Below are 22,658 nucleotides of genomic sequence, written 5' to 3' on the forward strand. Positions count from 1 at the left end.
GCGGGCGCACCCGGGCCGCGCGACGCCGTCGTGCGGGCGCGGTTGCTCGCCCTGCGCGACGAGGCCCAGGCGCGGCGTGAGGCGCTGCGCGGCGAGGTGGCCGGGATCGTCGAGGCGTCCAAGGACTCGAACGCCGACGACGAGCACGACCCCGACGGTGCGACGATCGCGTTCGAGCGCGCGCAGGTCGGGGCGCTGCAGCGCCTGGCCGAGCAGCAGTCGGCCGAGGCCGAGGCGGCGCTCGCCCGGCTCGACGCCGGGACGTACGGGACCTGCGAGACGTGCGGCCGGCCGGTCGGGGACGCGCGTCTCGCGGCGCGCCCGACGGCCCGGCAGTGCATCGCCTGCGCGTCGGCGCGCCGCGCGGCGAGGTAGACCCGCAGGCCTTCCTCGCCGCGTCCGGCCGCGCCGTGCTGCCCTACTTGTGCGGCACGCCCGCGATGAGGCCGCCGTCGACGATGAACTCCGAACCGGTCGAGTAGCTCGACTCGTCGCTCGCGAGGAACAGCACGAGCTGCGAGACCTCCTCGGGCTCGGCCGCGCGACCCAGGGGGATGTGGAGGTCGTCCGAGCTGATCTTCTCCGTCATGGGCGTCTTGATGAAGCCCGGGTGGACCGAGTTCACGCGCACGCCCGACGGCCCGAGGTCCAGGGCCACCGACTTGGTGAGGCCGCGCACGCCGAACTTCGACGCGACGTACCCGTGCAGGCCCGCGCTGCCGCGCATGCCCTCGACCGACGAGATGTTGATGATCGACCCGCGCCCGGCACGGGCCATGACGGGCGAGACCGCGTGGATCCCCAGGAACGTGCCCGTGAGGTTGATGTCGATGATCTGGCGCCACATGGCGGGCGTGAACTCGGTGATGCCGGCGGCGTTCGCGATGCCCGCGTTGTTCACGAGGACGTCGATGCGCCCGAACTTCTCGAGCGTGAAGGCGACGGCCGCAGCCCAGTCCTCCTCCTTGGTGACGTCGAGGTGGACGTAGGCGGCGTTCTCGCCGAGCTCGGCGACGAGCGCCTCGCCCTTGGCGTCGTCGAGGTCCGCGACGACGACCTTCGCGCCCTCGGCGACGAGCGCCTTGGCGTGGGTGACGCCCATGCCTCCGGTTCCTCCGGTGACGATGGCGACCTTGTTGTAGACACGGCCCATGGTGGGGCCTCCTTTCGGTGTGCCCGGGGTCGGGGAACCCTCGTGGGGTGCCCGACGGCGGAGCGTGCGGTGTGCGGTGCGGCTCGCGGGGGCGAGTGGTCGCGTCGGGTCAGTTCGGCGCGGTCCACCAGGGGGCGAGCGAGGTGCGGGTGATCCGGGGGAAGAAGTCCGGGTCACGGGGGGACGGGGTGGCGAGCCACGCCTCGAGGGCGCCGACCGAGCCGAGCGCGACGTAGCAGGCGTACGCGCGGGCTGCCTGCTCGACCTCGGTCTGCTCGGCGTCGCACGGCACGGGCATGAGGTGCGGCTGGTCCAGGAGGAACGTGCGCAGGGTGTCGGAGAAGTGCTCCGCGAGCAGGCGGAACAGGGGGGCGCTCAGTCCTCCCTCGAGGGCGCGCTCGTAGATCGAGGTGTGCGTGTCGACGTGGCCGACGATCGCCTGCGTGATGGTGTCGACGAGCTGGCGGGGGTCGGTGCGCTGGCGAGCCTCGGGGCCGGCGTCAGGGTCGGGGGTCAGGCCGCGGGCGGCCGCGAGGAAGTCGCTGCGGATCGCGTCGAGCTCGGTGCGCAGGATGGTCGTGAGCAGGTCCGCGGGGTTGCTCGCGTAGTCGTAGAACGTGGCGCGGTTGATCCCGGCGTGGGCAGAGACCTGCGAGACCGTGAGCTCGTCGATGTCCTGCTCGGCGGCGAGCTCGAGGACTGCGGTGCGCAGGGCTGCGGTGGTGCGTTCGGTGCGGGGGTCCATGTCGCCTCCTTCGGGGGCCTGGTGGCTGTGCCCGGCACGGGGTGCCTGGCGGGTGGTGCGGCCGCTCGTCGGGACGACGGAACGTGCTGACACTTCGACAGTACGCCCGGGCAACTACTTTGGCAACACGTGTCGCTTAGGTGTTCCACCGTCGAGGCGGCAGCGGAGGGCGGAGCAGTTCCGCGCGACGCCTCGGACTGTCTCTGCCATGCTCGGAATTACCGCTCCCGACAACCTGCGTTCCTGGCAGGCACCGGTCCGCTGGTCTAGGTGGATCCCCGCGCACACCCCGGCACCGCAGCAGGGAGGTCATTCGATGGCGACGGACGACGGCACGACCCAGGCACGACCGTCCCCTCCCACGACGTCCGCGACGCGGGGCGAGACGCAGAAGAAGGCGAACAGCGCCGGGAAGATCACCATCTTCGGGCTGGCGATCCTCAACATCGTCGCGGTCGTCAGCCTGCGCGGCCTGCCCGCCGAGGCGGAGTACGGACTCAGCTCGATCTTCTACTACGTGTTCGCGGCGGTGTTCTTCCTCGTCCCCGTCTCGCTCGTGGCCGCGGAGCTCGCGACGGGGTGGCCTGAGAAGGGCGGTGTGTTCCGCTGGGTCGGCGAGGCGTTCGGTGGGCGGTGGGCGTTGCTCGCGATGTTCATGTTGTTCATCGAGGTGACCATCTGGTTCCCGACGGCCCTGACGTTCGGCGCGGTGTCCCTCGCGTACACGGGGCCTGACAAGAGCTTCGACGCGCAGCTCTCGGGGAACAAGGTCTTCGTGCTCGTCGTCGTGCTCGCGGTCTACTGGCTCGCGACGGTCATCGCCTTCCGCGGCGTGCAGTCCTTCACACGCATCGCGAAGTGGGGCGGCATCATCGGCACGATCATCCCCGCGGTGATCCTGATCGTCCTGGGCTTCGCCTATCTCGTCTCGGGAGAGAAGTCCCAGATCGACCTGGCCTGGGGCGACGTCCTGCCGGACTTCTCGAAGTTCGGGAACGTGGTCCTGGCGGCGAGCATCTTCCTGTTCTACGCCGGTATGGAGATGAACGCGATCCACGTCAAGGACGTCAAGAACCCGACCAGGAACTACCCGATCGCCGTCATGATCGCGGCACTGGGAACCGTCATCATCTTCGTCCTCGGCACTCTCGCGATCGCGTTCGTGGTCCCGCGCGCCGACATCAACCTGACGCAGAGCCTGCTCACCGCGTACAACGACATGTTCGCGTGGGCCGGGATCTCCTGGGCTGCGCCGATCATGGCGGTCGCGCTCGCCGTCGGCGTCTTCGCAGGGATCGTGACGTGGGTCGGTGGTCCGTCGTCGGGTCTGCTGGTCGTCGCGAAGGCCGGGTACCTCCCGCGGTTCTTCCAGAAGACCAACAAGAACGGCATGGCGACCCACATCCTGCTCATCCAGGCGTTCGCCGTCACCATGCTCTCGGTGCTGTTCGTCGTCCTGCCGTCGGTCCAGGCCGCGTACCAGATCCTCAGCCAGCTCACCGTGATCCTCTACCTGGTCATGTACATGCTGATGTTCGCCGCAGCGATCTACCTGCGGTTCAGCCAGCCCGCGCGACCGCGGCCCTACCGGCTGCCCGGCGGCAGCGCTGGGATGTGGGTCATCGGAGGGGCGGGCTTCGTCGGGTCCCTGCTGGCGTTCGTCTTCAGCTTCATCCCGCCCGACCAGATCTCGGTCGGCAGCCCCGCGCTCTACGTCGGGATCCTGGTGGCGCTCGCGATCGTCTTCACAGGTATCCCGTTCCTGGTCTACCGCGCGCGCAAGCCGCACTGGCGCGACCCGGACAGCGATTTCGCCCCGTTCACGTGGCAGGCCGAAGGCGGGCATCCCGGCATCCCGTCGACGTCGTCGACTCCGACGAGCCACGCCGTGAAGCAGGCGCCTCCGGACCGCCCGGCGGACGCTCCGAAGCAACCCTTCTGAGGAGGTGCGCCATGAGACCCGGAGCGTCCCGGATCGCCGAAGCCGTCCAGGCGGCCCACCGCGACAACGCCCACCTGACGGGCGGGACGAACGCGAGCTACATCCCGTTCCTTGCGTCGGTCGACCCGAGCCTGTTCGGCGTCGCGGTCGTGACCGTGGACGGCCAGGTGGTCGAGGCCGGTGACACGGGGTTCGAGTTCGCGATCGAGTCCATCTCGAAGGTCTTCACGATGGGGCTCGCGATGCAGCACGTGGGCGCGGACGCGTTCCACGCGAAGGTCGGCGCCGACCCCACGGGCATGCCCTTCAACTCGGTCATGGCGCTCGAGCTGCACAACGACCTGCCCATGTCACCGCTCGTCAACGCAGGCGCCATGTCGTCGACGAGCCTGGTCCCCGCGAGCGACACCGAGGACCGGTGGCGCAAGATCCTCGCGGCCCAGAGCGCGTTCGCGGGCCGTGAGATCCGCCTGAGCGACGAGGTCAACGCCTCCGAGCAGAGCACCAACTTCCACAACCGTGCCATCGCCTGGCTGCTCTACGGGGGCGGCGCGATGTACTCGGACCCCATGGAGGCGTGTGACGTCTATACCCGGCAGTGCTCGACCCTCATCACGGCCAAGGACCTCGCGGTCATGGGCGCGACGCTGGCCGCGGGCGGCGTCAACCCGCTCACGAAGGAACGCGTCGTCGCGGCGGCGAACGTCCCGCACATGCTCGCCGAGATGACCATGGAAGGCCTATACACAAGCTCGGGGGACTGGGCCTACACGGTCGGCCTCCCGGGCAAGAGCGGCGTCGGGGGTGGGCTGCTCGCGGTCGCCCCCGGTCGGCTCGCGATCGCGGCCTTCTCGCCGCCGCTCGACCCCGCGGGCAACAGCGTCCGAGGGCAGGCAGCCGTGGCGCAGGTGGCGGACGCGCTCGGGCTCGGGCTCTACAGGACACCCGGAGCCTAGCGCTCCGGCAGCACACGGCCCGGCGTCCGTCTGCGCCGAGCCGACGATCAACCGACCACGAGGAGAGAACATGTCTGCATCAGGCCGTGGCGCGGAGTCCGAGGACCGCGACGTCGTCTCGCTCAACCCGCTCTTCGCCCGCCCGGGCGAGTCGACCGAGCTGCCCCGGAACGTGATCCCACCGGGAGAGTCCATGCCGGAGACCGCGTACCAGATCGTCCACGACGAGGCGATGCTCGACGGCAACGCGCGCCTCAACCTCGCGACGTTCGTCGGGACGTGGATGGACCCGTACGCGCAGCGACTGTACGAGGAGACCGCCGACAAGAACATGATCGACAAGGACGAGTACCCGGCGACGGCCGCGATCGAGACGCGCTGCTGGAAGATGCTGGGCCGCCTGTGGAACGCCCCGGACCCGGAGAACACGATCGGGACGTCGACCATCGGGTCCTCCGAGGCCGCGATGCTCGGAGGGCTTGCGCTCAAGCGACGCTGGCAGCACGCGCGCCGCGCGGCAGGGAAGACCGCGGAAAGGCCGAACCTGATCCTGTCGAGCGCGGTGCAGGTGTGCTGGGAGAAGTTCTGCAACTACTGGGACGTCGAGGCGCGGTACGTCCCCATCTCGCTCGAGCACAAGGTGCTCGACGGGCACGACCTCGAGAAGTACGTCGACGAGAACACGATCGGAGTGGTCGCGATCCTCGGGGTCACGTACACCGGGATGTACGAGCCGGTCACGGAGATCGCAGCGGCGCTCGACCGTATCCAGGCGGCGACGGGGCTCGACGTCCCCATCCATGTGGACGGCGCATCGGGAGCGATGATCGCGCCCTTCATCCAGCCCGAGCTCGTGTGGGACTTCAAAGTGCCGCGCGTCGTGTCGATCAACACCTCGGGGCACAAGTACGGACTCGTCTACCCCGGGCTCGGGTGGGTGGTGTGGCGTGACGTCGCCTCGCTGCCCGAGGACCTGGTGTTCCGGGTCAGCTACCTGGGTGGCGACATGCCCACGTTCGCCCTCAACTTCTCGCGCCCGGGAGCGCAGGTGCTGCTCCAGTACTACCTGTTCCTGCGGCTCGGGTTCGATGGCTACCGCAAGGTGCAGCAGTCGTCCCAGGACGTCGCGCTCTACCTCTCGGGCGAGATCGCGAAGATGCCACAGTTCGACCTGTGGAACGACGGGAGCGACATCCCGGTCTTCGCGTGGAGCCTCGCGCAGGGGCAGGGTGAGAACTGGAACCTCTACCACTTGTCCGACCGGCTGCGGCTCAAGGGATGGCTGGTCCCGGCCTATCCCATGCCCGCGCACCTTGAGTCCCTGACGGTGCAGCGCATTGTGGTGCGCAACGGGCTGAGCATGGACCTTGCGCACGCCCTGGTGGAGGACCTGCGGACCGAGGTCGCGTACCTCGACGCGCTGTCGAGCCCCATGCCGGTCGAGGGGCAGCACCCGGGCTTCCACCACTGAGCGCGAGGCCACGCGACGCGAGGTAGAACGTGCTGCGCGACGTAGTGCTCGGCGGGCTCTACCTCGCGCAGCACGTTCTACCTCGGGCCTGGCACCCCGCGGGTCAGTCCGCGAAGCGCTCGCCGCGCTCGACGACCGTGCCCGCACCGCGACCGCCGGCCGCAGCGCGGTCCCACGTGTAGACCTCGGTGCCGGTCACGAACACGTTCTCGGCGCGCGAGGTCACCTCCAGCGGGTCGCCCGACCAGATCACGACGTCGCCGTCGAGCCCCGGGCGCAGCGAGCCGACCCGGTCGTCGAGGCCCAGGAACGCGGCCGGGTTCGTCGTGAGCGCCTCGATCGCGACGTCGCGGTCCAGGCCCTCCTTGACCGCGAGCGACGCCTGGTGCACCAGGAAGTTGATGGGTACCACGGGGTGGTCGGTCGTGATCGCGACGCGCACCCCGGCGCGGGCGAGCGCCCCGAGGTTGGCGATGTCACGGTTGCGCAGCTCGATCTTGGTCCGCGACGTGAACAGCGGGCCGAAGATGACCGGCACGTCGCGCTCGGCCAGGACGTCGGCGACCGCGGCGCCGTCGGTCCCGTGGTTGATGACGAGCTTGTAGCCGAACTCGTCCGCGAGGCGCAGCGCGGTCGCGATGTCGTCGGCGCGGTGCGTGTGCTGGTCCCAGTAGAGCTCGCCCGCGAGCACGCGGCCCAGCGTCTCCTTGGCGAGGTCGCGGTCGAACGGTTCGCCCTTGGCCTGCGCCGCATCACGCTTGGCGACGTAGTTCTGCGCGTCGATGAACGCCTTGCGGATCACGTTCGCGACGCCCAGGCGCGTGGACGGGAGCTTCTTCTGGTCGCCGTAGACGCGCTTGGGGTTCTCGCCCAGCGCCGACTTCACGGACACGGCCTCGCGGATGACCTGCTCGTCGACGGTCCGACCGCCCCAGGTCTTGATCGCGACGGTCTGCCCGCCGATCGGGTTGCCCGAGCCGGGCTTGATGACGGCCGAGGTCACGCCGCCCACGAGCGCGTCGCGGAAGCCCTCGTCCTCGATGTTGATGGCGTCGAGCGCGCGCAGCGCGGCGCCGTTGGGGTCGGTCATCTCGTTGGTGTCGTTGCCGGCCCAGCCCTCGGCCTCCTCCATGACGCCCATGTGGCCGTGGGCCTCGACGAACCCGGGCAGGACCCAGCGGCCCCCGGCGTCGACCGTGCGGACACCGTCGGGCACGACGACGTCGTGGCCGACGGCCGTGATGACGCCGTCCTCGACGAGGACGGTCGCGTTCTCCAGGGGTGCGGAGGCGACGGGGACGACGTAGCCGTTCGTGATGGCGATGCTGTTGCGTGTGGTCATGCGTCCATCCTCTCAGCGGGGCGCCGGGCGGGAGGGGCGTCGGGCGACCGATCGGCCTGCGCCCCTCGGATCCGACGTCGCGTCATGTCCCGCTAGGGTGGTCCCCGTGCTCACCCAGGTCGCCGGTCCGTTGCGCGTCGCGCGCGCGGGCCTCGTCGCGACCCTGGTGCTCGCCCTCGCGGCGCTCGCGCACCGCGTCGGTGGTGGCACGCTCCCGCACCCGCTGATCCTGCTCGCCCTGGCGTCGTTCACGATGGCCGGCGCGACGTTCGCGGCCCGCTTCCGTCTCACGTTCGGTCGGCTGGTCGCGATTCTCGGCACGGGCCAGGTCGCGCTGCACTACGGTCTGAGCTTCTCCGCGCCCGCGTGCGCGCCGGTCGGCGGCGCTCACGCGGGCCACGCCGTGGCGGGCACGCTCGCGGCCTGCACGGCGAGCACCCCCGTGCCCGACGGCGTCGCGCACCTCCCGCACGAGACCCCCGCGGGAGCGTGGATGGTCCTGGCGCACGTGCTCGCGACCGTGGTCGTGGCCGTGGTGGTCGCGCACGGCGAGCGCGCACTGGGCCTGCTGCTGACGTGGCTCGCGCCCCGTGGCCCGCTGGCGGACCTCCTGCCGGCCCTGCCCGTCGCGCTCCGGCTCCTCGCTCCGGCTCCCGCACCGTCCCGTGCGGCGACGGTCCACCTGCGGACCCCGACGACGCGCGGACCGCCGCTGCTCGCCCGGCCCGTCGCCCTTCCTTCCTGACCCTGGTCCGCGTTCGCGCGCTGACCGTCGACGAGGCCGGCCGTCCCCCCGGGTTCCCCCCCGTGCGCGAGCTCGTGCCGCGCCTCATCGAGAGCGTCTTCCATGTCTTCGCAGACCAACCAGTCCCACCCGTCCACCCTGTCCACGGTCGCCGACCCCGGCGGCCGAGCGGTCGCCCTCGCGCGCCCGACCTCCCGCTCTGCCCGCCTCCTGGTCGCCCTGCTCGCGGCCCTCGCCACGCTGGCAGCGACACTGCTGCTCGGCATCGGCGGGGCCGTCCCGGCCCAGGCGCACGACCGCATCATCAGCTCCGACCCAGCGGACGGCGCGCAGCTCGACGCCGCGCCCGCCGCGCTCACCATGACGTTCAGCACCGAGCCCCTCGCGGTCGAGCCGCAGGTCGTCGTGACCGACACGGCTGGGACCGTGGTCGCGCAGGGCAGCCCCACGATCGAGGGGACCGCGGCGACGTTCCCGTGGCCCGCCGAGCTGACCGGTGACACGTACACGGTCGCGTGGCGCGTCGTCTCCTCGGACGGTCACCCGATCGAGGGCACGTTCTCGTTCGCGGTCGCGGCGGCTCCCGAGCCGGCCGCGCCCGTGGCGACCGACGAGCCCGCCGTCGTGACGCCGTCGGCCACCGAGGGCACGACCGAGGCGACCACGGCGGCGACGTCCGACGCGTCCGACGAGACCGGCGACGAGGCGCGCTCGGTCGTGCCGCTGCTCGTCGGGCTCGCGGTGCTCGCGGCCGCGGTCGTGGTCGTCGCCGTGCTGATCGTCCGTCGCCGCCAGCAGCAGCAGGACTGACCCTCCCCACCTCTTTCCCGGCGACGTCGTCGCCCGGGCGTCCCCGCGACCCCGCGGCGCCCCTGGTCCTGCCTGGATCTCGGGGCGCCGCGGCGCGGGCTGCTCCCGCGCGCCCCGACGCCGGGTCCCTGACCGAAGGACCCACCATGTCTGCACGCACCACCACCCGCCGCGCGACCCTGCTCGGCGCGACCGTCACGACGCTCGCCCTCCTCGCGGTCGCGGGCTGCTCGGGCACCCCGTCCGGAACCTCGTCCGGCACGCCTTCGGGCACTGCTTCGTCGGACGCGTCGTCCGGCGCCGCGGCGCGCACCGCAGCCGACCACCTGACCGCGACCGATCCCTGGATCAAGGCCGCCGAGTCGGGCATGACCGCGGCCTTCGCCGTCCTGCGCAACGACGGCGACCAGGAGGTCACGGTCGTCGGCGCGACGTCCGACCTGTCTCGCGTCGAGCTCCACGAAATGGCGACCGACGCCTCGGGCACCATGGTCATGCGCCAGAAGGAGGGCGGCCTGACGATCCCTGCGGGCGGCGAGCACGCCCTCGAGCCCGGCGGCGACCACCTCATGCTCATGGAGCTGTCCGCGCCGGTCCAGGCCGGGGCCGAGTACGAGGTCACGCTCGAGCTGAGCGACGGTTCCACGCTCGTCGTCACCGCCCCGGCGCGCACGTTCGCGGGGGCCAAGGAGAGCTACGACGAGGGCCACGGCGAGGATCACGACATGAGTCACGATGGCTGACGTCGGCCCCGGGCCCGGCCCCGCTAGCCCGGATGGCAGGACCTCCCCGGTCCCGCAGGCCAGGGTCTCGCGCCGCGCGTTCCTGGTCGGCGGGGCCGCCGCCGGGGTGGTCGCGGTCGCCGGTGCGGGAGGTGCGTGGGCCGGGAGGGCCACGGCTCCCGCGACGGGAGCGGCGTCGTCGGGCACGGGGGAGACCTCGCTGCACGGCGACGCGCGCGTCCCGTTCCACGGCCTGCGGCAGGCGGGCGTCGAGACACCTCCTCAGGCGTACCTGACGCTCGTCGCGCTGACGCTCGCACCCGGTACGGACCGGGACGCGCTGGTGCGGCTCATGCGGATCTGGACCGACGACGTCGCGCGCCTCACGCAGGGACGGCCCGGTCTGACCGACACCGAGCCCGAGCTCGCCGAGGTGCCCGCGCGCCTCACCGTCACGGTCGGCTACGGGCCTGCGGTCTTCACGGCCGCGGGGCTCGACGACCTGCGCCCGTCGTGGCTCCGCCCCCTGCCCGCTTTTGGCGTGGACCGGCTCGAGGACCGCTGGAACGACGGCGACCTGGTGCTCCAGGTCTGCGCCGACGACGAGGTGACGGTCTCGCACGCCGTGCGGATGCTGCTGCGCGAGGCGCGCGACTTCGCGTCAGTGCGCTGGTTGCAGAGGGGTTTTCGGCGGTCGGTCGGGAGCGAGCCCGCGGGGCGGACCATGCGCAACCTCATGGGGCAGATCGACGGGACACGGAACGTGGACCCGGTCGCGGACGCCCCGCTCGTGTGGTCGGACGGCACGGACGGGTGGCTCGCGGGCGGCACGTCGATGGTCGTGCGGCGCATCCGCATGGAGCTCGACACGTGGGACGAGGTCGACCGTTCCACGCGCGAGGCCGTCATGGGGCGCCGCCTCGTGGACGGGGCTCCGCTCACGGGCCTCCGCGAGCACGACGAGCCGGACCTCGACGCGGTCGGGCCGCACGGGCTGACCGTGATCGGGCCGGCCGCGCACGTGCGGCGGGCCCGGACCGACGACCCTGCCGAGCGGTTCCTGCGGCGCGCGTACAGCTACGACGACGCTCCCGACGTCGCGGCCGACCCGGGCGCGCTCAGCAGCTCGGGCCTGGTGTTCGTGACGTTCCAGGCCGACGTCGACCGGCAGTTCGTGCCGGTCCAGCGTCGGCTCGACGAGGTGGACCTGCTCAACGAGTGGACCACGCCCATCGGGTCGGCGGTGTTCGCGGTGCCGCCGGGGTGCGCCGAGGGCGAGTTCCTCGGGCAGGCGCTGCTGGGCTGACGGGTGCGCGGACGGACGGCTCGTGCGGGGTGCTCGTGGCGCCCCGGGCGGGCCGTCCTGCTGCGGCCGGTGACACTCGATGTCAGAATGTGACGGGGGTCACGTCGACAGCATGTATCAAACGGGCGCCACCCCCCCTCTGCTCAGGTGAACGCTCGGTCGTCGATGGGGGTCGTGACGGGCGTGAGGGTCGGAGGCGGCCCGTGGCGTGAGCCCTGCAGGGGGGTGCTCACGCGACGGGCCGCCTCCGGCGCGTCCGGAGTCGTGGCATGCCGCGCTCAGCGCGGCGGCGCCGTGCTGAGGCGCACCGCGAGCTCGGGCAGCACGACCTCGGGCTCGTGCACGCTCGTCGGGTCCGCGATGAGCGCGATCACGTGCTCGACCGCGAGGCGGCCGGTCAGGTGGAACGGCTGCCGCACCGTGGTGAGCGGGGGCGAGCAGTACTCGGCGAGCGCGATGTCGTCCATCCCCACGACCGACACGTCCTCGGGGACTCGCCGGCCCATCTCCGTCAGGCCCCGGATCAGCCCGAACGCCATCTCGTCGCTCGCGACGAACACGGCGGTGACCTCGGGCAGGCGGCCCAGGACCAGGCCGTTGCGGTACCCGGACTCGGGGCTCCAGTCGCCGTAGAGCACGGGCGGTTCGGTGCGTCCTGCGTCGTGCAGCGCGGCCTGCCAGCCGGCGGTGCGGCCGTTGGCGTCGTTCCACGAGGCGGGTCCGGCGAGGTGCCACACGGTCTCGTGGCCCAGCGCCAGGAGGTGCTCGGTCGCGACGCGCCCCGCGGCGACCTGGTCGACCGCGACGACCTCGGTCGCCGACGACTGCATGCCGTCCACGACGACGGTCGGGGTGCCGTGGATGAGGTCGCCGAGCGACTCGTCGTCGCGCACGGGGACGGCGATGACGAGCCCGTCGACGCCCTGGTCGAGCAGGCGGTCGACGGCCTGGGCGATCGAGGCGGGGGAGAGCGAGGCGGTGCTCGCGGTGCTCACGAAGTAGCCGCCGTCGCGGGCCGCACGCTGCATGCCGAGCATCATGGCGCTGCCCGAGTAGAAGTCGGTCTCGTGCGTGATGACGCCGATGGTCTTGCTGCGCCCGGTCACGAGCGCGCGCGCGAGGCTGTTGCGGCGGTACCCGGTCTGCTCGACGGCGGCGCGCACCCGGTCGCGGGTGGTCTCGTTGACGTTGGGGTGCCCCGACAGGACCCGGGAGACGGTCTGGGCGGAGACGCCGGCGACGCGGGCGACGTCGGCCATCGCGGGGCCGCGGCCCCGGGCGGGAACGGCCGTGGTCTTCCCCTGCGCCGGCTCCGTCCGCGTGGGCGGTGACGGTCGTTCCACGTGCTCTCCTTCGGGCGATGAGGGCTCGGCGTGGAGCGTCGGGCACCTCGGTGTGCGGGGCCGCGGGTGTGCACCGCAGCGTAGTGGACGCCAACAGCGCGAGCCTCTCCGGCCCGGGTCGTCGTCATCCTTCTGTTATCAGTGTTGACCATAACAGCCAGAACATGCAGCCGAAAGTGACGGCTTTGCGCACCTCGCGGCACGCCGTGATGAGTGGGTTGTGATCCATATCAACGTGTGCCAGAGTGTGCTCCACGCAGACCGCGGCGCCGTCGCCGCTCCATCCTCAGCACAGTGTGGTCAGAAGGAGAGTCATGAAGTCATCGATCGTCAAGGCAGTCGGGGTCGCGTCGATCCTCACCCTCGCTGCGGGCGGCCTGACCGCCTGCTCGTCGGACACGACGTCCGGTGGCTCGGCAGGCGGCGACGGCAAGGTCAAGGAGGTCGAGGTCTGGACCTGGGCCGCGGGCTACGACGAGTCGGCCAAGATCTTCAACGACACGCACGACGACATCAAGATCAAGTACACGCAGATCGAGCCCGGCAACAAGGGCGGCTACGACAAGATCCGCAACTCGATCACCGCGGGCAACGCCCCGTGCATCGCCCAGGTCGGCTTCGAGACGCTCCCCAGCTTCGTCGCCGAGGGCAACGTCGTGGACGTCACCGAGTTCGCGGCGAAGGACAAGGACCTCTACGCCCCCGCAGGCTGGGCCGGCGTCAACGTGGGCGGCAAGACCTACGGCGCCCCGCAGGACCAGGGCCCCATGGTGCTCTTCTACAACAAGACCGTGTTCGAGGCGAACGGCATCGCCGTCCCCACCACGTGGGCCGAGTACCAGGCCGCGGGCGAGCAGCTCAAGGCCGCGGGCATCAAGCTGACCGGCACGTACGAGGACTACGACTACTCGGGCTTCGCCTGGCAGGCCGGCGCCCCCTGGTACGAGATCAAGGACGACGCGTGGTCCATCACGCCCGACTCCCCGGCCAACCTCGAGGTCGCCGACTACTGGCAGGGCCTCATCGACGCCGACGTGATCGGCGCGAGCATCTGGAGCGACGACTGGGCCGCAGGCCTCGGTGACGGCTCGATCGCCACGATCGTCGGCGCCGCCTGGTTCGCGGGCATCCTCAAGGACTCCGCCGCGGCCTCGTCGGGAGACTGGGCCGTGGCCGAGCTCCCGCAGTGGGAGGCGGGCGACGCCAAGACCGGCAACGTGGGCGGCAGCCTCTCCGCGGTCCTCAAGGGCTGCGACGACCCGGAGGCGGCCTGGACCGTCGCCAACTGGATCAGCACCGACCCCGCGTCGGTCGACGAGCTCGTCAAGGGTGGCGGCGTCTACCCGGCGTCGGTCGCGGGCCTCGAGTCCGAGCTCCTCGCCACGGGCGACGAGTACTTCGGCGGCCAGGTCATCAGCGACGTGTTCAAGACCGCGTCCGGCCAGGTCAACGAGGACTGGGCCTGGGGCCCCGGCGTCTCGACCCTCGTGGGCACGCTCGGCACGGGCATGAAGCAGGCCTACGCCAAGGAGGGCGGCGCGACCGTCGCGACCGCGCTCACGGGCGCCCGCGAGGCCACGGTCTCCGAGCTCACGCAGCAGGGCATCGCCGTCAACGAGTGACCTGACGGTCCCAGCACCACCCGCGCGGTTCCCGCCGCGCACGAGCAGCACAAGGCCCGACGACGCCACGCACCTGCGAGCACCGGTGCACCTGGGCGCGTGACGTCGTCGGGCACCACGACGCATCCCCCCTGAGGAACCCACCATGACCACGAGCCTGACGTCGGCGGCACCGCCGCCGGTCGAGACGAAGCGCGCGGCGACCACGCCGCCCAAGCGACCGCGCAGCCGGACCAGCCGGTACGCGATCTGGTTCGTCGGTCCGTTCGTGGTGCTGTTCGTCGGGATGTACGTCGCGCCCATCCTGTTCGCGATCTACAAGAGCATGTTCCGCATCCAGCGCGACGCGCTCGGGCTGGGCGGCACGCAGGAGATCTTCGACCCGCTGTTCAACTACGCGTACGCGCTGGGCGACTCGACGTTCATCACCTCGATCGGCCGCGTGCTCCTGTTCGGCGTCGTGCAGGTGCCCGTGATGCTGGGCCTCGCGCTCGGGATCGCGCTCCTCATCGACTCGGCCTCGGCGCGGGCCAAGGGCTTCTTCCGCCTCTCGAGCTTCGCGCCCTACGCGGTGCCGACCGTGGTCTCGGCGCTCATGTGGTCGTTCCTCTACTCGCCCACGAACAACCCGTTCAACCAGCTGCTCGGGCTGGTCGGGATCGACGTCAACTTCCTCAGCCAGGACTTTGCCCTGTGGGCCGTCGCGAACGTCGTGACGTGGGGCTGGACCGGCTACAACATGATCATCATCTACGCCGCGCTCCAGGGGGTCCCGGGCGAGGTGCTCGAGGCCGCCAAGCTCGACGGCGCCTCGCCGTGGCGCACCGCGTGGAGCATCAAGATCCCGCTCGTACGGCCCGCGATCCTCCTCACCACGATCTTCTCGATCATCGGCTCCGCGCAGCTCTACAACGAGCCGTTCGTGCTCAAGCAGAGCACCGGGGCGATCGACGCGAGCTACACGCCGATCATGGCCGCGCAGGCCTCGCTCCAGTCGGCCAACTACCCGTACGCCGCGGCCCAGTCGGTGCTGCTCGCGGTCGGCGTGGCCGTGCTGTCCGTCCTCTTCTTCCGTCTGACGTCCAGGAGGTCCTCGTGACCACGAGCACCGCACCCGCCCGGGCCGAGAAGACCACGGGCAACCGGAGGCGCCGCCGGCGCACAGACGCCAAGGGGAGCCAGAGCGCCACGGGCGGCCTGCGCGGCGACTCGATCGAGACCACGGCCACGAGCCGCATCGCGGTCACGGCGGTCCTCGCGCTCACCGCCGTGTACTTCCTGTTCCCGCTGTGGTGGCTGTTCGTCGCGGCCACCAAGGACGCCGGGTACACGTTCGCGGGCAGCCCCCTGTGGTTCTCGAACTTCGACCTGTTCGGCAACATCGGCGACCTGTTCGCGTACAAGGACGGGATCTTCGCCGTCTGGATGGCCAACTCCGCGCTCTACTCGATCGTCGGCGCGGGCCTCGGGACGCTCATCGCTGTCTCGACGGGCTACGCCCTGGCGAAGTACGAGTTCCGCGGCAAGGGCGTGCTGTTCGGCGTGGTCCTCGGCGCGGTCCTGATCCCCAAGGTCCTGTTCACGCTGCCGCTGTTCCTCATGTTCTCCGCGACGGGCATCGTCAACACGTACCTCGCGGTGCTCCTGCCCAGCATCGTGAGCCCGTTCGGCGTGTATCTGGGGCGCATCTTCGCCGCGAGCTCGGTGCCCGACGAGGTCATCGAGGCCGCCCGCCTCGACGGCGCGAGCGAGGGCCGCATCTTCTTCGGGGTCAGCCTCAAGATGATGGCCCCCGCGCTCGTCACGATCTTCCTCTTCCAGTTCGTCGAGATCTGGAACAACTTCCTGCTCCCCTCGCAGGTGCTCATCTCCGAGAACCTGCGGCCCGTCACGGTCGGGCTGGTGAGCTGGAACGCCCTCGTCCAGGCCGGCCAGATCGAACGGCACATGGTCATCATCGGCGCGTTCGTGGCGGTCGTCCCGCTCATCGTCGCGTTCCTCTCCCTCCAGCGCTTCTGGCGCTCCGGACTCGCAGCGGGGGCCATCAAGTGAACCAGCAGCACCCAGCCGACCAGGCCTCGAGCCCGGTCGGCGGACCGACCCTGCGCGCCGACGGCGCGATCCCGTCGACCCTGCGCGCCGACGGCGCGACCCTCCTGCGGGACGGTGCGCCGCACCGCCTGCTCTCGGGCTCGATCCACTACTTCCGCGTGCACCCCGACCAGTGGGAGGACCGCCTGTTGCGCGTGCGCGCCATGGGCCTCAACACGGTCGACACCTACGTCCCGTGGAACTGGCACGAGGCCGAGCGCGGTTCGTTCGACTTCACCGGGTGGCGCGACGTCGAGCGGTTCGTGCGGCTCGCGGGCGACCTGGGGCTCGACGTCGTGGTGCGCCCCGGCCCGTACATCTGCGCCGAGTGGGACAACGGCGGCCTGCCCGCGTGGCTCACCGCGACGCCCGGGATCCGGCTGCGGTGCAGCGACGAGACGTACCTCGCGGCGGTCGCGGCCTGGTTCGACGAGCTGGTACCACGTCTCGCGGCGCTCCAGGCGAGCCGGGGCGGGCCGATCGTGGCCGTCCAGGTCGAGAACGAGTACGGCAGCTATGGCGACGACCACGCCTACATGGCCTGGGTCCACGACGCGCTCGCTGCCCGCGGCATCGACGAGCTGCTGTTCACGGCCGACGGACCCACCGACCTCATGCTCGACGGCGGCACGCTCCCGGGCGTGCTGGCCGCGGCCACGTTCGGCAGCCGTCCGGGGCAGGCGCTCGACAAGCTCACGGGCCGCCGTGGCGAGCAGCCGTTCGTGTGCGCCGAGTTCTGGAACGGCTGGTTCGACCACTGGGGCGACCCGCACCACGTGCGCGGCGCCGACAGCGCGGCGTCCGACGTGCGCGAGCTCCTCGACCTCGGCGGGTCCGTGAGCCTGTACATGGCGCACGGTGGCACGAACTTCGGGCTGACCGCAGGGGCCAACCACGACGGCACGCGGATCCAACCGACCGTCACGAGCTACGACTCCGACGCCGCGGTGGCCGAGGACGGCACCGTGACGTCCAAGTTCTTCGCGCTGCGCAAGGTGCTCACCGAGCACCGGGGCGACGTCGGGGACACCCAGGACGACCGGTGGATCCAGCCTCCCGTCCGGCTCCCGGCGCGGGCCCTGCCTCCGGTGAGCACGCGCCCGCTCCTGCCCGCCCTGCGGGCCTCGGGCGTCGCGACCGCCGCTTCGTCGCCCCTGACGTTCGAGCAGCTCGGGCAGAACGCCGGGCTCGTGCTCCACACGGCCACGCCGACCCTCCCGCGCGGCAGCAGCACGCTCTCGATCCTCGGGCTGCACGACCGCGCGACCGTCTACGTCGACGGCCACGAGGTCGGCGTCCTCGAGCGCGAGACCTCGCACCGCGGGCTCACGGTCCACGGGCAGGGCGTGCCCGTGCGGCTCGAGATCCTCGTCGAGAACCTCGGTCGCATCAACTACGGGCCCCGGCTCGGCGAGCACAAGGGCATCCTCGGCGACGTCCTGGTCGAGCGGCGCATCGTGCACGGCTGGACCTCGCGGTCCCTGCCGCTCGACCTGCTGCCCGTGGACGGGCTGTGGGCGGGCGGGGCCACCGGTGAGCCCGGTGCCGCCGACGACGCTGCCGACCCCGACAGGGCCGACGCCGTCGGGCCGCAGGGCGTGATCGCCCGGACGACGCTCGATGTCGACGAACCCGCCGACGCCTTCCTCGCCCTGCCCGGCTGGACCAAGGGGTTCGTCTGGGTCAACGACGTGCTGCTCGGCCGCTACTGGGAGCGCGGCCCGCAGCACACCCTCTACGTCCCCGCGCCGCTGCTGCGCGCAGGGAGCAACACCGTCACGGTCCTCGAGCTGCACGAGGTCGGGTCCGACCTCGAGCTGAAGGACGAGGCCGTCCTCGGCGAGCCCGAGGAGTACGTCGAAGAGCTGTGACGCCCGTCGGTCGGGGGACGGCCGATGAACTGCTATCGAAGGAGACAGCACATGGTTCGACATTCCCCTGGCCCCCGGGCCGGTTCCCTCCCGGGCGGCGGCTCGCGCCGCGCCCGCCGGCTCGTGGCGCTCGCCACCGCGGTCGTGGTGCCGTTCGCGGCGCTGCCGGTCGCCGCCCTCCCCGCGGCGGCGAGCAGCATCAACCAGCTCTCGGCCCTGGGCCTGACGGCCGAGCAGGTCGCGGCGGCGAGCGTCGAGGGCGCGGCGACGCTGCGCTCTCCTCAGCTCGACGTCCAGGTCGCCGCGGACTTCCCACGGGTCCTGAGCTACACCGACCGCGCGTCGGGGGCCTCGCTCGCGGGCAGCACCGCGACCGTGGCGAAGGTGCGCCTCAACGGCACCGACCGCACCGTCGCGGTCGAGCCCGGCGAACCCGGTGAGACGAGCCGCGACTACCGCCTGACGTTCCCCGACCTCGCGGGCGTCAGCATCGACACGCGCCTCGAGGTCGACGGCAGCGCCGTGACGTTCCGCGTCACGGGCGTGACCGACACCGAGGCCTTCCGCGTCGGGACCATCGAGGTCCCGGGCCACGACCTGCTCTCCGTCTCGTCGGCCGACCCGTCGGCCGTGGTCGCCTCGGCCGTGATCAGCCCGGACCGTGGCAAGGTCGGCGACACGTTCACGACCGTCACGGGGCAGACCCCCGTCAACGCGAACCCGGTCGGGTCCGCGTACGCGATCGTCAGCACCAGCAAGCTGTCGGCCACGATCGTGACCAACAGCGTCTACGACGAGGCGAACGGCAAGGCCGCCGCGGACGGCAACCGCCTGCAGCGTCAGGCGCGCGCGGCCGACGGCGGCGTGCGCGTGGGCGTCTGGAGCGGCGCGTGGACCTACCGGGCCCAGGGCTCGCCGGTCACCGAGGAGCTCCCGTACGCGACCGTCGTCGTGACGGCCGACGCCAACGCCGACGACAAGGTCGACTGGCAGGACGGTGCGATCGCGTTCCGCGCGACCGCCCCCAAGGCGCTCGGCGCCGACCAGGTCGCCGACCGCGTCGTGACCCACATCCCGTTCAACTTCGCCTCGCAGGCCACGCACCCGTTCCTGCGCACGCTCGACGACGTCAAGCGCATCTCGCTCGCGACCGACGGCCTGGGCCAGATGGCGCTGCTCAAGGGCTACGGCTCCGAGGGCCACGACTCCGCGCACCCCGACTACGGCGGCAACTACAACGAGCGCGCGGGCGGCCTCGAGGACATGAACACGCTCCTCGAGCAGGGCGGCGACTGGAACGCGGACTTCGGCGTCCACATCAACGCGACCGAGGCCTACGCCGAGGCGAACGCCTTCTCCGACGAGCTCGTCGACCCGTCGGCCAAGGGCTGGAACTGGCTCGGCCAGTCGTACTACATCGACCAGCGCCGCGACGTGAACAGCGGTGATCTGGCCGCGCGCATCGGCCAGCTCGCCGACGAGACCCAGGGCAACCTGGACCTCCTCTACGTCGACGTCTACTACAACTTCGGCTGGCAGGCCCGCGCCCTCGCGGACGCGGCCCGCGCCAACGACCTCCAGATCGCGACCGAGTGGTCCGACAAGTTCGAGGCGAGCTCGCTGTGGAGCCACTGGTCCGCGGACGAGAACTACGGCGGCGCCGCGAACAAGGGCCTGAACTCCCAGATCGTGCGCTTCATCGACAACGCCGAGAAGGACACCTGGAACCCGCACCCGCTGCTCGGCAACGCGCGGCTCGTCGAGTTCGAGGGCTGGACCGGGCAGACCGACTGGAACGCGTTCTACAAGAACGTCTGGACGACCAACGTCCCGACCAAGTTCCTCCAGCACCAGGAGATCGTGCGCTGGGGCACCGACCGGATCGACTTCACGGGTGACGTCTCGGCGCGTGGCCAGGCCGCGGCCGACCGGCAGATCCTCGTCGGGGACGCCGTGGTCGCTACGGGCGGCACCTACCTCCTGCCGTGGAACGCGTCCGACGCCCCCGGGCTCGAGGGACAGGCCGCCGAGGGCGGCAAGCTCTACCACTACAACCCGGCCGGCGGCTCGACCACGTGGACCCTCACGGACGAGTTCTCCGGGGCCACGAGCCTGACCGTGTACAAGCTCACGACGACGGGCCGCGAGAAGGTCGCGGACGTCCCGGTCACGGGCGGCAAGGTCACGGTCGAGGCGACCGCGGGCCAGCCCTACGTCCTGTACCCGCAGGGCGTCACGACCCCCTCGGCCGAGGACGTCGCGTGGGGCACCGGGAGCGGCATCGTCGACCCCGGCTTCAACGCCGCGACGCTCGACGCGTACGAGACGACCGGCACCACGGGCATCGAGACCCTGTCCAACGGGCAGCGCGTCGCGACGCTCGGTGCGGGCGCCTCGTCGCTGAGCCAGCAGCTCGGTGAGCTCTCGACCGGCACCTACGCCGTGAGTGCGTGGGTCGAGGTCCAGCCCGGGAAGTCCCGCACGACCACGCTGTCCGTCTCGGGCGAGGGCGTCGCGCAGACCGCGAGCACCGTCGTGGAGCGCTCGACCGCGAAGAACCTGGTCGCGGCCGACGAGAAGAACAACCGCTACTACCAGCGCGTCCAGGTGCTCGTCGACGTCACGGGCCCTGCCCGTCCGACGCTGACGGTCTCCGCCTCGGCGGGAGACGCCGTCGTGCGGGTCGACGACCTGCGCGTCGTGAGCGCCACGCGCTCGGTGGCCCCGGCCGTCGAGGGCGAAGCGGTCGTCGCGTTCGAGGACTTCGAGAACGTGCCCCAGGGCTGGGGACCGTTCGTCAAGGGCGACGCGGGTGGCGTGACCGACCCGCGCACGCACATCGCCAAGCGCAACGCGCCCTACACGCAGGCCGGCTGGAACGGGAAGCTCGTCGACGACGCGCTGTCCGGCGACTGGTCGCTCAAGGCGCACGAGGAGAACAAGGGCCTCGTCTACCGCACCGTGCCCAGCACCGTGAAGCTTGAGGCGGGGCGTCAGTACCGCGTGAGCTTCGACTACCAGTCGGGCAACGGCGGCGAGTACCAGTGGGTCACGGGCTACGACTCGGTCGCGAGCGGCGCCCCGGCGTCGGTCGAGACGCACGCGACCCCGCTGGGGCAGCAGCGCACGACCGCGACGTTCTCCGAGGACGTCGTCGCCAGCGGCTGCGGCGACACCTGGGTGGGGCTGCGCAAGCTCACCGCGGGCGGCAACCAGTCCGACCTGATCCTCGACGACTTCCGCGTCGTGGACCTGGGCCCCGCGGAGGCCACCCCGGCCTGCGCGTCCCTCACGGTCTCCCCGGGACCCGTCGCGTTCGAGCCCGACGTCGCGAGCACCGTCACGACGCGGCTCACGGTCCACGAGCCCGTGGCCGTCGCGGACGTCGCCGTGACGCTCGACGTGCCCGAGGGCTGGGAGGTCGAGGCGACCAACGCCTCGACCGCGGCCACGCTGCCGGCCGGCGGCGTCCTGACCACGACGTGGCAGGTCACCCCGCACGGCAAGATCACGGCCGACGCCTACACGCTCACCTCGGGCGGCTCGTACACGACCACGGCTGCGCCCGTCGGCGAGCGGTCGGTCGAGGCCGGCCAGTCGGTGTGGGTCGTCGTGCCGCCGAACGGCGGCGAGAACTGGGTCAGCGACCTGCCGTTCGTCTCGACGACCAACGGGTGGGGACCGGTCGAGCGCGACCTGTCCAACGGCGAGCAGGGCGAGAAGGACGGCAAGCCGCTCACGCTGCGCGGCGTCGTCCACGAGAAGGGGCTGGGCACGCACGCGAGCTCGACCGTCCGGGTCTTCCTCGCCGCGCAGTGCGAGGCCTTCACGGCCACCGTGGGCGTCGACGACGTCCAGGCGACCAAGGGTTCCGTGCAGTTCACGGTCCTCGGTGACGGCACGCAGCTCGCCCAGACCGAGGTGCTCAGGGGCGGCGGCAAGACCGTCGACCTCAACGTGCCCGTCACGGGGGTCCGTTACCTCGACCTGGTCGTCGGGGACGGCGGCGACGGCAACGGCAACGACCACGCCGACTGGGGCTCCGCCAAGGTGTCCTGCGCCGACCCGGTCGACCCGGAGCCCGAGCCCGAGCTCGAGGTCACCACGACGGCCACCTCGCAGTGCACGGGCGCTCGCGCCCAGGTCACGGCGCGCGCGGTCAACGAGGAGGCCTTCCCGGTCGACGTGGTGGTCACGACGCCCTACGGCACCAAGACCTTCAACAACGTCCAGCCCGGCAAGAGCGCGAGCCAGAAGTTCAACTCCCGCAGCGAGGCGATCGAGGCGGGAACGGTGACGTTCACCGCGACCGCCACGGTCGACGGCAAGGAGGTCTCGACCACGACCGAGAGGCAGTTCGAGGCCACGAGCTGCCGCTAGCCGCTCGGGTCCTCCTCTGAGGGGGGCGCTCGACCCGGACGCCCCGGGACTCTTCACGAGTCCCGGGGCGTCCTGGGACCCGCGTCGCGCAGCACGGGGTCGACCGGGGCGAGCGCGCTGAGCGGGACACGGGTCCCGGACGTGCGGGGGGCCGGGAAT

Annotated in this window: 17 protein-coding genes; 13 read left to right on the forward strand and 4 right to left on the reverse strand. The window is 71.6% G+C overall.

Features of this window, described 5'->3' with window-relative positions; genetic code table 11:
* Positions 1-30: 30 nt before the first annotated feature.
* The gene (locus tag ACZDYF_RS18500; RefSeq protein ID WP_475061093.1) at positions 31-375 is read left to right on the forward strand and encodes a TraR/DksA family transcriptional regulator; all 345 of its coding nucleotides are present in this window, start codon (positions 31-33) and stop codon (positions 373-375) included.
* A 43-nt stretch (positions 376-418) separates the two neighbouring features.
* Here the strand turns inward: ACZDYF_RS18500 and ACZDYF_RS18505 are convergent, their stop codons facing one another.
* Complete coding sequence (locus tag ACZDYF_RS18505; protein ID WP_204810101.1) at positions 419-1,153, reverse strand: glucose 1-dehydrogenase; 735 nt, start codon at positions 1,151-1,153, stop codon at positions 419-421.
* A 109-nt stretch (positions 1,154-1,262) separates the two neighbouring features.
* A complete protein-coding gene (locus tag ACZDYF_RS18510) occupies positions 1,263-1,898 on the reverse strand; it encodes a TetR/AcrR family transcriptional regulator (RefSeq protein WP_191790115.1) in 636 nt (211 codons plus the stop codon).
* Positions 1,899-2,214: 316 nt separating this feature from the next.
* On the opposite strand from ACZDYF_RS18510, the gene gadC reads away from it, so the two are divergent.
* The 3 genes from gadC (at position 2,215) to gad (ending at position 6,267) form a co-directional block, all read left to right on the forward strand.
* Entirely contained in the window at positions 2,215-3,840 is a 1,626-nt protein-coding gene (gene gadC / locus ACZDYF_RS18515; protein ID WP_475061101.1) for a glutamine/gamma-aminobutyrate antiporter GadC, read from the forward strand.
* A gap of 11 nt (positions 3,841-3,851) precedes the next feature.
* Entirely contained in the window at positions 3,852-4,796 is a 945-nt protein-coding gene (gene glsA / locus ACZDYF_RS18520; protein WP_475061108.1) for a glutaminase A, read from the forward strand.
* 70 nt (positions 4,797-4,866) lie between these two features.
* Positions 4,867-6,267, forward strand: a complete 1,401-nt coding sequence (gene gad, locus ACZDYF_RS18525) for a glutamate decarboxylase (protein ID WP_475061111.1) — start codon at positions 4,867-4,869, stop codon at positions 6,265-6,267.
* 103 nt (positions 6,268-6,370) lie between these two features.
* Here the strand turns inward: gad and ACZDYF_RS18530 are convergent, their stop codons facing one another.
* A complete protein-coding gene (locus ACZDYF_RS18530) occupies positions 6,371-7,609 on the reverse strand; it encodes an amidohydrolase (protein WP_475061114.1) in 1,239 nt (412 codons plus the stop codon).
* A 106-nt stretch (positions 7,610-7,715) separates the two neighbouring features.
* On the opposite strand from ACZDYF_RS18530, the gene ACZDYF_RS18535 reads away from it, so the two are divergent.
* From ACZDYF_RS18535 to ACZDYF_RS18550, 4 genes are all read left to right on the forward strand, one after another.
* Entirely contained in the window at positions 7,716-8,354 is a 639-nt protein-coding gene (locus ACZDYF_RS18535; protein ID WP_475061117.1) for a hypothetical protein, read from the forward strand.
* Between the two features lie 102 nt (positions 8,355-8,456).
* A complete protein-coding gene (locus tag ACZDYF_RS18540; RefSeq protein ID WP_475061120.1) occupies positions 8,457-9,164 on the forward strand; it encodes a copper resistance CopC family protein in 708 nt (235 codons plus the stop codon).
* A gap of 146 nt (positions 9,165-9,310) precedes the next feature.
* Positions 9,311-9,907, forward strand: coding sequence for a copper chaperone PCu(A)C (locus ACZDYF_RS18545; RefSeq protein ID WP_475061124.1), 597 nt, complete (start codon positions 9,311-9,313; stop codon positions 9,905-9,907).
* The gene (locus tag ACZDYF_RS18550) at positions 9,900-11,192 is read left to right on the forward strand and encodes a Dyp-type peroxidase (protein ID WP_475061127.1); all 1,293 of its coding nucleotides are present in this window, start codon (positions 9,900-9,902) and stop codon (positions 11,190-11,192) included. The genes ACZDYF_RS18545 and ACZDYF_RS18550 overlap by 8 nt, the downstream gene beginning before the upstream one ends.
* Positions 11,193-11,470: 278 nt before the next feature.
* Here ACZDYF_RS18550 and ACZDYF_RS18555 read toward each other — a convergent pair whose 3' ends face one another.
* Positions 11,471-12,535, reverse strand: a complete 1,065-nt coding sequence (locus ACZDYF_RS18555; RefSeq protein ID WP_307824260.1) for a LacI family DNA-binding transcriptional regulator — start codon at positions 12,533-12,535, stop codon at positions 11,471-11,473.
* A gap of 314 nt (positions 12,536-12,849) precedes the next feature.
* On the opposite strand from ACZDYF_RS18555, the gene ACZDYF_RS18560 reads away from it, so the two are divergent.
* The 5 genes from ACZDYF_RS18560 to ACZDYF_RS18580 all read left to right on the forward strand — a co-directional run bounded on the left by ACZDYF_RS18560 (position 12,850) and on the right by ACZDYF_RS18580 (position 22,499).
* Positions 12,850-14,157: an ABC transporter substrate-binding protein gene (locus tag ACZDYF_RS18560; RefSeq protein WP_204810082.1), complete on the forward strand. Its 1,308-nt coding sequence runs from the start codon at positions 12,850-12,852 to the stop codon at positions 14,155-14,157.
* A gap of 145 nt (positions 14,158-14,302) precedes the next feature.
* A complete protein-coding gene (locus ACZDYF_RS18565) occupies positions 14,303-15,256 on the forward strand; it encodes a carbohydrate ABC transporter permease (protein ID WP_191790125.1) in 954 nt (317 codons plus the stop codon).
* Entirely contained in the window at positions 15,253-16,209 is a 957-nt protein-coding gene (locus ACZDYF_RS18570; RefSeq protein WP_475061138.1) for a carbohydrate ABC transporter permease, read from the forward strand. The genes ACZDYF_RS18565 and ACZDYF_RS18570 overlap by 4 nt, the downstream gene beginning before the upstream one ends.
* Positions 16,206-18,119, forward strand: a complete 1,914-nt coding sequence (locus tag ACZDYF_RS18575) for a glycoside hydrolase family 35 protein (RefSeq protein WP_475061144.1) — start codon at positions 16,206-16,208, stop codon at positions 18,117-18,119. Before ACZDYF_RS18570 ends, ACZDYF_RS18575 begins: the two co-directional genes overlap by 4 nt.
* A gap of 51 nt (positions 18,120-18,170) precedes the next feature.
* The gene (locus ACZDYF_RS18580; protein ID WP_475061147.1) at positions 18,171-22,499 is read left to right on the forward strand and encodes an endo-alpha-N-acetylgalactosaminidase family protein; all 4,329 of its coding nucleotides are present in this window, start codon (positions 18,171-18,173) and stop codon (positions 22,497-22,499) included.
* Positions 22,500-22,658 lie beyond the last annotated feature (159 nt).

The organism is Oerskovia sp. PE-21s (assembly GCF_056158145.1).